This window comes from Ruegeria sp. YTSA064, assembly GCF_059610325.1.
The window spans coordinates 43299-56065 of record NZ_JBXWNK010000004.1 but is presented as its reverse complement, the minus strand read 5'-3'; the positions used below and the strand labels follow the sequence as shown (position 1 = coordinate 56065).

The 12767-nt window shown below is 58.2% G+C and carries 13 protein-coding genes; 10 read left to right on the top strand and 3 right to left on the bottom strand.

The features are described 5' to 3' along the window. Positions 1-2: 2 nt before the first annotated feature. Together AC2FI7_RS07120 and AC2FI7_RS07115 are read right to left on the bottom strand one after the other, a co-directional pair. A complete protein-coding gene (locus tag AC2FI7_RS07120) occupies positions 3-293 on the bottom strand; it encodes a DUF1330 domain-containing protein (RefSeq protein WP_010442602.1) in 291 nt (96 codons plus the stop codon). A 369-nt stretch (positions 294-662) separates the two neighbouring features. Beyond that, complete coding sequence (locus AC2FI7_RS07115; RefSeq protein ID WP_029622106.1) at positions 663-887, bottom strand: DUF1127 domain-containing protein; 225 nt, start codon at positions 885-887, stop codon at positions 663-665. Positions 888-1215: 328 nt separating this feature from the next. On the opposite strand from AC2FI7_RS07115, the gene AC2FI7_RS07110 reads away from it, so the two are divergent. The 10 genes from AC2FI7_RS07110 (at position 1216) to AC2FI7_RS07065 (ending at position 11483) form a co-directional block, all read left to right on the top strand. After that, positions 1216-1488, top strand: coding sequence for a hypothetical protein (locus tag AC2FI7_RS07110; protein ID WP_496815678.1), 273 nt, complete (start codon positions 1216-1218; stop codon positions 1486-1488). Between the two features lie 337 nt (positions 1489-1825). Beyond that, entirely contained in the window at positions 1826-2293 is a 468-nt protein-coding gene (mraZ, locus tag AC2FI7_RS07105; protein ID WP_010442599.1) for a division/cell wall cluster transcriptional repressor MraZ, read from the top strand. Between the two features lie 4 nt (positions 2294-2297). Next, complete coding sequence (gene rsmH / locus AC2FI7_RS07100; protein WP_496815679.1) at positions 2298-3290, top strand: 16S rRNA (cytosine(1402)-N(4))-methyltransferase RsmH; 993 nt, start codon at positions 2298-2300, stop codon at positions 3288-3290. Further along, positions 3287-3655: a cell division protein FtsL gene (ftsL, locus tag AC2FI7_RS07095; RefSeq protein ID WP_010442597.1), complete on the top strand. Its 369-nt coding sequence runs from the start codon at positions 3287-3289 to the stop codon at positions 3653-3655. The genes rsmH and ftsL overlap by 4 nt, the downstream gene beginning before the upstream one ends. After that, entirely contained in the window at positions 3652-5439 is a 1788-nt protein-coding gene (locus AC2FI7_RS07090) for a peptidoglycan D,D-transpeptidase FtsI family protein (RefSeq protein ID WP_010442596.1), read from the top strand. Before ftsL ends, AC2FI7_RS07090 begins: the two co-directional genes overlap by 4 nt. A 22-nt stretch (positions 5440-5461) precedes the next feature. Next, a complete protein-coding gene (locus AC2FI7_RS07085) occupies positions 5462-6943 on the top strand; it encodes a UDP-N-acetylmuramoyl-L-alanyl-D-glutamate--2,6-diaminopimelate ligase (protein ID WP_010442595.1) in 1482 nt (493 codons plus the stop codon). Further along, the gene (locus AC2FI7_RS07080) at positions 6940-8334 is read left to right on the top strand and encodes a UDP-N-acetylmuramoyl-tripeptide--D-alanyl-D-alanine ligase (protein ID WP_496815680.1); all 1395 of its coding nucleotides are present in this window, start codon (positions 6940-6942) and stop codon (positions 8332-8334) included. The genes AC2FI7_RS07085 and AC2FI7_RS07080 overlap by 4 nt, the downstream gene beginning before the upstream one ends. Positions 8335-8368: 34 nt before the next feature. After that, positions 8369-9451 carry a phospho-N-acetylmuramoyl-pentapeptide-transferase gene (gene mraY, locus AC2FI7_RS07075; protein ID WP_010442593.1) on the top strand — a complete coding sequence of 361 codons (1083 nt, stop codon included), beginning with the start codon at positions 8369-8371 and terminating at the stop codon, positions 9449-9451. A gap of 150 nt (positions 9452-9601) precedes the next feature. After that, a complete protein-coding gene (gene murD / locus AC2FI7_RS07070) occupies positions 9602-10996 on the top strand; it encodes a UDP-N-acetylmuramoyl-L-alanine--D-glutamate ligase (RefSeq protein ID WP_010442592.1) in 1395 nt (464 codons plus the stop codon). Between the two features lie 112 nt (positions 10997-11108). Next, the gene (locus AC2FI7_RS07065) at positions 11109-11483 is read left to right on the top strand and encodes a glycine zipper family protein (protein WP_259462652.1); all 375 of its coding nucleotides are present in this window, start codon (positions 11109-11111) and stop codon (positions 11481-11483) included. Here AC2FI7_RS07065 and AC2FI7_RS07060 read toward each other — a convergent pair. Next, entirely contained in the window at positions 11480-12658 is a 1179-nt protein-coding gene (locus AC2FI7_RS07060; RefSeq protein ID WP_496815681.1) for a BaiN/RdsA family NAD(P)/FAD-dependent oxidoreductase, read from the bottom strand. The genes AC2FI7_RS07065 and AC2FI7_RS07060 overlap by 4 nt on opposite strands. Positions 12659-12767: the final 109 nt, after the last annotated feature.

The window sequence follows — 12767 nt, the reverse complement described above, 5'->3', positions numbered from 1 at the left end:
GCTTACAGCCCCTCGACCAGCACCAGATTTGCCGTCGCCGTTTGTTGCCTGATCTTGGCCAACTCAACATAGTCCGGATCGTCCTTCCACGCGTTTGCGGCAGCCATGTCTGGGAACTCCATCAAGACAATACCGTCTTCTGCCCAACTGCCTTCGATCACTTCGACGGGCTTTGAGGATATGGTCAGCAGGCGCCCGCCATGCCGGTCAAAGATCGGCATGAAGCCTTCAAGGTATTTCTGGTATCCATCCGGGTCATGAATGGAAATCTGGGCGATGAAATAGGCGGCCATGGGACACTCCTGAAAATCGTTCACGGCCCCAGCTTACATCTTGTGCGTCAAAAACGAAAAACGGCGGTTCCCAGGGAGGAGGGGAACCGCCGTTCTTTTCTACATCAGGGCAGGGAGGAGGTAGCCCTGATGTATCCGAGCCCGGGTTTGATCCCGGTATGAGGAAGACGCGGCGACGTCAGGGAGGAGGAAGGCGTCGCCGCGCGCTTTCAACATCAGGGCAGGGAGGAGGAGAGCCCCGATGTATCGGCTTCCGGCAGTCAGAGCCGGTATTAGGTGCGGCAACGTCAGGGAGGAGGAGAGACGTTGCCGCTGATTACAGACCCAATAGGGAGGAGGATGGGCCTGATCTCAGTATCTGTGTCGCGCTTACTGCGCGGTTTGCTCTTCGGTGGCCTGCTGGGCCAGTCGACGGATCATCGAACGGTGCAGGCCCAGATCGGCCAGCTCGCGATCCGACAGTGCCGACAGTTCGTTTACCGTCTGGCGGTACAGGCGGTAGCGCGCAACGCGGGTCTTTACGGTTTCAACCAGTGCTGCGACTCCAAATACCGGAGCGCTCTTCAGACCTGTTTGTGTGCTTGCGACTGCCATCTTCATCATCCGTTCATTCTTGTTGCTGCCGGCATCGTCCGGCGCTTGCTTGAGACTGAAGATAGGCAAATGCTGCGATTGCACAATAGTTCGCGCCATCAATGCTGCTATGCAGCAAATGCATGGATTGTCGGGATAATCCGGGCCTCCCCAATAATTGCCTTTAAAATATAGGTTTTCGCATGCGGTTGGCTTTTTGTCAGTTCAGGTGCCGTGATTAAAGGTGCTTATCCCTTAAGCAGGATTGGCATTTGTTTGGGCATGTTGTGTCAGATCAAGAGGGGGCAGAGCTGTTCGCTTCTGATCCAGCCCGTGGTGTAACGGTGCCATGGGAAAGCATGGGTCGCCTGTGGGAATGGCCTCCTCAGCGATCGCGATTCGTCCTGCTTGGCCGGATTTCATGGGTGCTTGCGCCAGTTTTATCACCATTTGGGAAGTTTATTGGGAAATCGTGGGAAAAAATTTTTCAACGCTGATTTGCGTATATATGGTGTTGATGGGTTTTAAGATAACAATTTATGGTGCATTCAACCCGGATTTTGATTGCATTAACCTTATTTTGAAGCCAGAATCAGTTTTCTTCTTACAAATTTTTTATTGATTTCCATAATTTCCCATGGCATCCCTTGTTTACCCGATGAGGGCGAGGACAGTTAAGGGGCGCCAAACGACCCCGAACCAAAAATACAAAAACAGGTTTCATACAGGCATCTCGCTTTCATCACTTAACAGATCCGGCGCGCGGGCGAGCAGACATCCCCCCAGGTGGCGCGCGCAGCTGGACATCCCGCAAAGCGGGTCAATGCGGCGGGTTGATCAGTGGCAGCAGATCAACCCGCCGTTTTTCATCCGGGGGGGAACGTGAATTTTGAGGTGGGGCGCAAGCGAAAGGGACAGTCGTCTTGGCGCGCAGGTTTAGAGGTGAAAGCCACCATAAGGTGGATACGAAGGGCAGGGTCTCGATCCCGGCCTCGTTTCGCCGTGTGCTTGAAGCATCCGATTCCAACTGGCAGCCCGGTGACAATCCTGAACTGGTGATTGTCTATGGCGACCACCGCCGCAAATACCTTGAATGCTATACGATGGAAGCGATCGATGAGGTGGACGCCAAGATCGACGCGCTGCCGCGTGGTTCGATGCAGCGTCGGATGCTGCAGAGGATGTTCCACGGTCAGTCCTTTCCGACCAATGTGGACGAAACTGGCCGTCTGGTTTTGCCCGCCAAGTTGCGTAACAAGATCGATCTTGAGAACGAGGCATTCTTTATCGCCGCTGGTGATACCTTTCAGATCTGGAAGCCCGAGACATACGAGGCCGAGGAACTGGCCACGACCGAGGAATGGCTGGACGATCTGCCAGAGGATTTCGATCCGATGCAGTATCTCGACGGCATTGGGGACGGGTGACGGCATGGCCGGCGCTCAAAGCTCATCGGACAAACCTCACATCCCTGTTCTGTTACGCCCGTTGCTGGCTGCTGTGGCACCTGTGTCCGGCATTTGGCTGGACGGAACCTTTGGTGCAGGTGGCTACACGCGTGGTCTGCTCGAGGCCGGGGCCGAGAAGGTCATTGGTGTGGATCGCGATCCACTGGCCTTTGAAATGGCCGCGGATTGGGCCAGTGAATACGGTGATCGGTTGGTGATGCAGCAGGGTGTGTTTTCGCGCATGGATGATTATGCGCAAAATCTGGACGGCGTCGTGCTGGACCTCGGCGTTTCTTCAATGCAATTGGATCAGGCAGAACGCGGCTTCTCTTTCATGAAAGACGGCCCGCTCGACATGCGGATGAGCCAGGAGGGTGAAAGCGCCGCTGATCTGGTGAATACGGCAACCGAGACGCAACTGGCCGACATCCTGTTCCATTTCGGTGAAGAACGCGCCAGCCGTCGCATTGCCAAAGCCATCGTGAAAGCGCGGGCCGATGAACCGATTACAACGACTTTGCGGTTGGTCGAGATCATCGAATCCTGCCTGCCGCGCCCGAAGCCCGGTCAGTCGCACCCGGCGACGCGTAGCTTTCAGGGGCTGCGGATTGCTGTGAATGCGGAATATGAAGAGCTGTTCCAAGGTCTTATGGCAGCAGAACGCGCTTTGAAGCCGGGCGGGCAGCTGGCTGTGGTCACTTTCCATTCCATCGAGGACCGGATGGTCAAGCGGTTCTTCCAATCACGCGCGGGCAAGACAGGCCGCGCGAACCGCTATGCACCCGAGATGGCGCAGGAACAGCCGCAATTCACCCTCAAATCCCGTAAAGCTGTGGGACCGGATGAGCAGGAGCTGCAGGAAAATCCACGCGCACGCTCGGCTAAGTTGCGTGTCGCTGTTCGTACAGATGCTCCGGCGGGTGAAATTGAGGCTCGGGCCATCGGGATGCCGGAATTGGGGGGAAGGGCAAGATGAAGAGTATTATGTATATGTTGACGGCCCTTTCTGTCTTTGGGCTGGCGCTCTGGGCCTATCAGGAAAACTACCGCACCCAACAGGTGGTGAAGGAAACTCAGTCATTGCAGGGCCAGATCGGTATGGCGCAGGCACGACTGGCGGTGCTGAACGCTGAATGGGCCTATCTGAACCGACCGGATCGTCTACGTGAACTAGCAGACCTGAATTTCGAGCGTCTCGGGCTGCTGCCTCTGCGCGCTGAACAGTTTGGCCGCGCGGACCAGATTTCTTATGGTGAAGATCCGGACCTGCCCATAGTCGACCCGCTTGAACTGCAGGCGATTGCCGAGACGCAGGCACTTGGTGAGGTGCAGTTCCCATGACCCGAACACCGCTCCGCCCTCTGGCCCGCATTCTCGATGCCCGCGCCAAGGGCGAGAACCCGAAGACGATCGAGCGGGAGAATATCCGCAAACGTCACGAAGACATGAAAGACCGCGCCCGTGCGCGCGCCGAAGGCCGCCTGCTGGTATTGGGTCTGTTCTTCTTCTGCGCTTTCTCGGTGGTGGGTTTCCGCATGGGCGTTTTGGCCACGTCTGAAGCGCAGGAACCGCTAGCCAGTGCGCCGGGTGCTACCATCGCGATGCAACGCGCGAACATAGTTGATCGCGAGGGACGCATTCTCGCGACCAATCTCGACACCTATTCCGTCTACGCCCAGCCGCCGCTGATGATTGACCCGATTGCCGCCGCGGATCAATTGGTGGCGATTTTTCCCGATCTCGAAAAAGAGCGGCTGGTCAAGGACTTCACCGGCAAGCGTAAGTTCCTATGGATCAAGAAACGCATCTCGCCCGAGCAGAAGCAGGCCGTGCATGACATTGGCGATCCAGGTATCCTGTTCGGACCACGTGAAATGCGGCTATATCCCAATGGCCGACTGGCGGCGCACATTCTGGGTGGCTCGGGATTTGGTCGTGAGGGCGTCAGTGCAGCTGAAGTGATCGGCGTTGCGGGCGTCGAAAAACAATTCGACGACTATCTGCGCGATCCGGCCAATGGCAACAAACCCCTGCAGCTGTCGCTGGACCTGACCGTTCAGGCCGCCGTTGAACAGGTGCTCTATGGTGGCATGAGGATCATGAATGCCAAGGGGGCATCGGCGGTACTGATGAACGCCCATACGGGTGAGGTCGTCTCGGCGGCTTCACTGCCGTCATTCGACCCCAATGATCGTCCACGCCCACCGACGTCGGGCTTTGACCCCTCGGACAGCCCGTTGTTTAACCGCTATGTGCAGGGTGTGTATGAGTTGGGCTCAGTCTTCAAAATCTTCACCGCCGCGCAGGCCGTTCAGTTGGGTTTGGTCAATTCCAACACGATCATCGACACTTCCGGCCCGATGAAAATCGGGCGTTTCCCGATCGGCGAATTCAACGGCAAGAACTATGGCGAGATCAGCGTGGCCGATGTGATCGTCCATAGCTCAAACCGGGGCACCGGTCGCCTGGCCTTGCAAATTGGGGCCAAGCGGCAGCAGGACTTCCTGAACGCATTGGGAATGTTCGACCCAACCCCATTTGAAATCGTTGAAGCCAAAGGCGGGCAGCCTCTCAAGCCCAAGAAATGGGGCGAGTTGAGCACTGTCACCATCTCCTATGGCCACGGCTTGTCGACCAGCCCAATGCATCTGGCCGCTGGGTACGCTGCGATTGCCAATGGCGGGCACTATGTCAGCCCGACCATCCTGCGCCGCAACGGTCCGCAGTACGGCCCACGCGTGATGTCCGAAATCACGGCAAAACAAGCGCAGAACATGCTGCGCAAAGTGGTCACGGATGGCACCGCCAGCTTTGGGGATGTCAAAGGTTATGACGTAGCCGGCAAGACCGGCACTGCCGACAAGCCCAAGCCACGCGGCGGGTATTATGACGACAAGGTCATCGCCACTTTCGCCACCATCTTCCCGGCTTATGATCCGAAATATGTGCTGATCGTCACGCTGGATGAGCCCTCGATTGTCGCCTATGGCGAAAAGCGCCGCACCGCAGGCTGGACTGCTGTTCCGGTTGCCGCTGAACTGATCGGGCGCGTGGCACCGCTCTTGGGGCTCAGACCCCGGCTTGAGCCTGAGGCGCGCGCTGCTATAACGCTGACCTCAAATTAGGCCGTCGGACAAGAGGTGGGTCATGGGCAATCGGTCAAAGAAACTTAGCCAACTGGCCCTGACCGCGCGGGGCGGGGCGAATCCCGACATCACCGGACTGGCCGTCGACAGCCGTGAGGTGAAAGACGGCTTCCTTTTTGCTGCCCTTCCAGGCACTCGCGTTCATGGCGGAGAGTTTATCCAATACGCCCTGCGTATGGGGGCAGCTGCCATTCTCACAGACGCAGAAGGGGCTGATCTCGCTGCCAAAGAACTGACCGCATCCGACGCTGCGCTGATCGTGACCGAAGATCCACGCCAGGCATTGGCCGGGGTGGCGGCGCTGTGGTTCGGTGCGCAACCGCAAACTATCGTGGCGGTCACTGGCACTAACGGTAAAACATCCGTGGCCAGCTTCGTTCGTCAAATCTGGTCCGAGCTGGACCTCGCCGCCGTCAACCTGGGCACCACCGGGGTTGAGGGCGCATGGACCGCGCCTTTGGCACATACCACGCCCGAACCAATCACACTGCACCGCTGTCTGGCCGAGGCCGCCGAGAATGGTGTGACCCACGCGGCGATGGAGGCCTCATCTCACGGCCTTGAACAACGTCGTCTGGATGGTGTGCATTTGGCCGCCGCCGGGTTCTCGAATTTCACACAAGACCATCTGGACTATCACGATACGTTCGAGGCCTATTTCGCCGCTAAGGCCGGTCTGTTTGACCGTGTGTTGCCCGAGGACGGGGTCGCGGTGATAAACCTTGGCGACCCGAAAGGCGTTGAGATGCGCAAGATCGCTGAGGCGCGGGGGCAAAGCATTATCACCGTTGGGCCTGAAGGCTCTGATCTTTGCCTGCTAAATCAACGCTTTGACGGGACTGGACAGGACCTGCGTTTTTCGTGGAAAGGCAAGACCTATCAAACCCGTTTGAACCTGATCGGCGGATTTCAGGCTGAAAACGTTCTGCTGGCCTGCGGTCTGGTTATCGCGGCAGGAGAGGACCCCGACCGCGTTTTCGAAACCCTGCCGCATCTGACAACGGTCCGGGGCCGAATGCAACTGGCCGCCACCCGCGACAACGGCGCGGCGGTGTTTGTCGATTACGCGCATACGCCGGATGCGGTTGCTACAGCGCTAAAAGCGATGCGCCCTCATGTGATGGGTCGTCTGATCGCCATCGTTGGCGCAGGTGGGGATCGGGATGCCACCAAACGCCCTCTCATGGGGCAGGCGGCCGCAGAGAATGCAGATCTGGTCTTCGTTACCGACGATAACCCCCGCAGCGAAGACCCGGCGATCATCCGTGCCGCTGTCATGTTGGGTGCGCCTGAAGCGACTGAAGTCGGCGATCGGGCCGAAGCGATCCTTCGTGGCATCGACGCGCTGCAACCGGGTGACGCCCTGTTGATCGCGGGCAAAGGTCACGAGACCGGTCAGATCGTCGGCGATCAGGTTCTGCCCTTTGACGACGTGGAACAGGCAAGTATCTCGGTCGCCGCGTTGGACGGGAGGGTCGCATGACGCTCTGGACCGCAGCCGAGGCCGCCGAGGCCACCGATGGACGCGCCACCACCGATTGGCAGGTGACCGGAGTCTCGATCGACACCCGCACCTTGCATCCCGGAGATCTGTTCGTCGCGCTCAAAGCTGCCCGCGACGGCCATGATTTCGTCGCGCAAGCGCTGGAGAAAGGGGCAGGTGCCGCGCTGGTATCCCGCATTCCCGAAGGCGTATCCGAAGATGCGCCGCTCTTGATCGTTGATGACGTGCAAACCGGGCTGGAAGCTTTGGGGCAATCGGCCCGTGCCCGGACGGCGGCGCGCGTAGTGGGTGTGACCGGCAGTGTCGGCAAAACCTCAACCAAGGAAATGCTGGCCAGCATATTGGAAACGCAAGGGAAAACCCATGCAAGCGTCGCCAGCTACAACAACCATTGGGGTGTCCCGCTGACATTGGCGCGGATGCCGCGCGATACCGAGTTTGCCGTGATCGAGATCGGCATGAACCACCCGGGCGAAATCGCCCCTCTGGCGCGTCAGGCGCAGCCGCATGTGGGGCTGGTGACGACGGTGGCTGCGGTGCATCTTGAAGCGTTCGACTCGGTCGCGGGGATCGCCCATGAGAAGGCCGCGATTTTCGACGGGTTGACCAAGGGCGGGGCCGCCATCGTGAACGCCGATATCGAACACGCCGACATCCTGCGCAGCTGTGCGCAGGCGCTGGGCGCGAAGATTGTCGATTTTGGTCGAACGGCCCAAGATTACGCTCTGACCGAGGTGGAGCAGGGCACGGACAGCCTTCAGGCGCAGGGTAAGGTTGGCGAAAACAATATCTCGTTCAACGTTCAATCGGCGGGAACGCATTTTGCGATGAACGCGCTGGCCGCTCTGGCGGCTTGCGTCGAACTGGGCGTCGATCTGGATCAGGCCGTTGCTGGCCTGCGCCGCTGGTCCCCAGTCAAAGGTCGCGGGGTGCGTGAAGTTATCACGCTGCCTGGTGGCGATCAGATCGAGCTGTTTGATGACAGCTACAACGCCAACCCAACATCGATGGAGGCCGCATTGGACGTGCTGGCTGCATCGCAAGGTAATCGAAAGATCGCCTTTCTGGGCGACATGAAAGAGCTGGGTGCGCAGGAACACGCGATGCACGCGGCCATGGCCGATGTGGCCGCGATGGCTCAGGTCGATCAGGTTCACTGCATCGGTCCACTGATGCAGGCGCTGCATCAGGCCTTGCCGGAGGGCAAGCGTGGGCTTTGGACTGAGACCAGCGCCGAGATGGTCGGGCAACTGCCCGAGTTGATCCGTAACGGCGACGCAGTGCTGGCAAAGGGTTCGCTCAGCATGGCATTGGCACAGATTGTTGACGGTCTGCGGAAAATGGGGCAAGGGGGCGCGCTTGAGCCGTAAGCGCCCGTGATGCCCGTGTGAGAAAGGTCTTGGTATGCTCTATTGGTTGACCGCCCTGTCGGACGGAGGGGATTTCTGGAACCTCTTTCGCTACATTACGTTCCGGGCAGGTGGAGCCTTTCTGACGGCACTGATCTTTGGATTTCTCTTCGGAAAACCTCTGATTAACGTACTGCGTCGCAAGCAGGGCAAGGGCCAGCCAATCCGGGATGATGGCCCCGAAGCGCACCTGTCCAAAGCCGGAACCCCTACTATGGGTGGCCTTTTGATTGTTGGCGCACTGGTAACTTCAACGCTGGTCTGGGCGCGTTGGGACAATCCCTATGTGTGGATGGTTCTTTTCGTAACACTGTCTTATGCGGCCATTGGATTCGCTGACGACTACGCCAAAGTATCAAAACAGAATACCAAAGGCGTTTCGAGCAAGATGCGTTTGGCTTTGGGAGTTCTGATTGCGGTTTTGGCGTCTTTTTGGGCTGGATTGCACCATCCTGCCGATTTGCAAAATCAACTGGCTATGCCGGTGTTCAAGGATACGCTGATCAATCTGGGCCTATTTTATATCCCATTCGCGGTCATTGTGATCGTCGGGGCTGCCAATGCGGTAAATCTGACCGATGGATTGGACGGGTTGGCCATCATGCCCGCGATGATCGCCGCCTCGACGCTGGGCGTGATTGCCTATGCGGTGGGGCGGGTCGATTTCACCGAATACCTTGACGTGCATTATGTGCCCGGCACCGGTGAAATCTTCATATTCACCTCAGCGCTTTTTGGAGCGGGGCTTGGCTTCTTATGGTACAACGCCCCTCCGGCAGCAGTGTTCATGGGGGATACAGGATCGTTGGCTCTGGGCGGTGCACTTGGCGCAATCGCTGTTGCAACCAAGCACGAACTGGTGTTGGCCATTGTGGGTGGCCTATTCGTGGTCGAAGCGCTGAGCGTGATCATTCAAGTGCTTTACTACAAGCGCACTGGTAAACGTGTATTCCTGATGGCCCCAATCCATCATCACTATGAGAAAAAGGGGTGGGCTGAGCCGACGATTGTGATCCGCTTCTGGATCATCTCGCTGATCCTGGCGATGATTGGTCTGGCGACGTTGAAAGTGCGGTAGGACTCCCGCCGGGTTCGGAGGGCCTGTGGCCCGCCTGCCACCCGTTGGGCCCGGCTCGCGCTGCCGCGCGAGCCTGAGCGCCCCCTTGCCTTTGGGAAATCCTTCGGTGCAGTGTGGCGCAAATTTCTATGCGATGAAGGTGGACAGCAGATGATCCCGGTCAAAGGGTTTTCAGGGAAAAAAGTTGCGGTTCTGGGGCTAGGGCGGTCTGGTTTGGCCACGGCTCGTGCATTGCAGGCGGGCGGTGCCGAACCGGTGTGCTGGGATGACAACCCGGCCGCGCGTGAGGCGGCTGAAGGAGAGGGGCTGGTCTGCTCTGATCTGCGCCGACATGGAGCGTTCGAAAATATTGCTACTCTGATTGTTTCACCTGGTATTCCGCATCTTTATCCCATGCCCAATCCGGTCGTGGCTGCTGCAACGGATGCTGGCGTCCCGGTAGACAATGATATTGGCTTGTTCTTTCGCTCCTTCGCCGGGCCTGAATGGCACAACTATGACACCCCGCCGCGTGTCATCGCAGTGACGGGATCGAACGGCAAATCAACGACTGCAGCCCTGATCCACCATATCCTGACCGAGGCCGGACGCGACTCGCAGTTGGCGGGCAATATTGGGCGCGGTGTTCTGGATATCGATCCGGGCGGTGATGGCTCGGTGGTGGTGTTAGAGCTGTCCAGTTATCAAACTGAACTGGCCCGCGCCCTGACGCCAGATGTGGCGGTTTTCACCAATCTCTCACCTGATCATCTTGACCGGCATGGAGGTAAGGGTGGCTATTTCGCAGCCAAACGCCGCCTCTTTGCCGAAGGCGGGCCGGATCGCGCCGTGATCGGGATCGATGAGGCTGAAGGCGCGTTTTTGGCTGGTCAGTTGGCCGAGGGGCCGTCTGATGATCGGGTGATCCGCATTTCGGTTGCGCGTAAACTGACTGGACCGGGCTGGCAGGTTTTTGCACGCAAGGGATACTTGTCTGAATACCGCAAGGGACGTCAGACGGGATCAATTGATCTGCGCGACATTAAGGGCCTGCCTGGCGCGCATAACCACCAGAACGCTTGTGCTGCCTATGCTGCCTGCCGTTCTCTGGGCCTTGCCCCCCGCGTGATCGAACACGCGCTGCATAGTTTTCCTGGTCTGCCGCATCGCAGTCAAATTATTGCCGAAGCGGATGGGGTGACCTTCGTGAACGACTCCAAAGCCACCAATGTGGACAGCGCCTTGAAAGCGCTGAGCGCCTTCAAAAAGGTTCGCTGGATCTGTGGCGGGCTTGAGAAAGAGGGTGGGCTTGAGGCGCTGAACGGGGCCGAAGGTCACGTGATCAAAGCCTATGTCATTGGACGCGAAGCTGCGGGCTTTGCCATGCAGCTAACTGCGGATGCTCAGGTTTGCACCACCATGACTGCCGCTGTTGAACAAGCCATGGCAGACGCGCAGCCGGGCGAGGTGGTCTTGTTGGCCCCTGCAGCGGCCAGTTTCGATCAATATGACAATTTCGAACAGCGCGGTGATGACTTCACCGCTGAGGTGAAAAAACGCCTCTGAAAGCAAGGCGTTTGCAATTGTTTGCCGGTTCGGCGAAGCTGAGCGCCTATCTGCTTGACGCGCAATCTGCATTGGTTTTTGCCTTCAGGAAATTCAACACGAGGTTATGAAAATGCCAAACCGTAAGTTTCTATTGATCGTTCCCGCTCTGCTTGTGGCGGGGGCATGCACCAATACCGGTGCCAACTATCAGCCCGTGATCGATGGTCCTGTAGGCCCGAACTACAATGTCGATCTGCAGCAATGCCAGCAACTGGCGGCCTCACAGGCCAGCGTTGATGGGTCCACTGCTGGCAATGCGGCCATCGGCGCGGTAGGCGCAGCTGCCGTAACGGGCATCGTTCAGGACAGCAGCGACAATCTGGGTCGCGCAGCCGTTGCCGGCGCTCTGGTTGGGGCAGGCGCGGACGTGATCAACAAGAACCAGAACAAAGAAGTGCTGGTGCGCAATTGCATGCGCGGACGAGGCTATAACGTCGTTGGTTAACGGCCTGCGATGGCACTTCCTGCAGCGTGACCCGAAGACCACGCCCATTGGAAGTTGTAACCACCCAGCCAACCGGTGACATCCACCGCTTCACCAATAACATAGAGGCCGGGGACTTCCCTGGCCTCCATCGTTTTGGACGACAACCCTTGAGTATCGATTCCACCGAGCGTTACCTCGGCCGTGCGATAACCTTCAGTGCCAGCAGGGGTGAGGTGCCAGTCCGACAGAGCCGCGACCAGATCGGTCAGCGCAGCATCGGATTGATCCGCCAGATTGCCTTGCATCTGGAAATGGTGCTTGAGGTAGTCCACCAGACGCGAAGGTAAATGGCGTGCAAGCTCTGTGGTCAGCGCCTTGCGTCCACCCGCCTGCCGCTGATCCCGCAACAGCTCGAACAGCCCCAGACCCGGGATCAGATTCACCCGAATGACCTCGCCCTCGCGCCAATACGAAGATAGTTGCAGTACAGAAGGGCCACTCAGCCCGCGATGGGTGAACAGCAGGGCTTCATCGAAACTGGTGCGTTGATTTGACAGCCGCACGGGCAGCGAGACACCGGATAGGTCTTTGAACCGTCCATCTGAAAAGGTGAATGGCACCAGTGCTGCCCGGGTTTCGGTCACCTTTAGCCCGAATTGGCGCGCAATGTCGTAGGCCAACCCTGTTGCGCCCATCTTGGGGATCGACTTGCCGCCCGTGGCCAAAACCAGATTGCGGCATGTCAGGGAAATGCGATTGCCTTCTCGCTCGACCTCCAGCGAGAACCCGCTCTCGGTCTTGCGCAGCGAGTGGAAGGTAGTCTGTACCCACAGCTCGGCCCCGACACGCGCCATTTCGTCCAGCAACATTTGTATAATCTGTTTTGACGAACCGTCACAAAACAACTGCCCCAGAGTCTTCTCATGCCAGGCAATGTGGTGACGTTCTACCAGATCGATGAAATCCCATTGTGTATACCGCGCCAAAGCCGATTTGCTAAAATGGGGGTTCTGCGACAGGAAATTTCCTGGCCCCGCATGCAAATTGGTGAAATTGCACCGCCCGCCGCCGGATATACGGATCTTTTTGCCGGGCGCTTTTGCGTGATCGATCACCAGCGCGCGTCCGCCGCAATGGGTCGCGCACATCATGCCAGCCGCCCCGGCACCAAGGATGATTGTATCGTAATTCATGTATGGCCATTGGCCTGTTATCCGCCAGATGGCAAGGGCCACCGGACCACGCGCGTTGAAGTGAGACGGATAGAACTTGTTCTACAAGCCTCATGGTCCAGTATTGGAG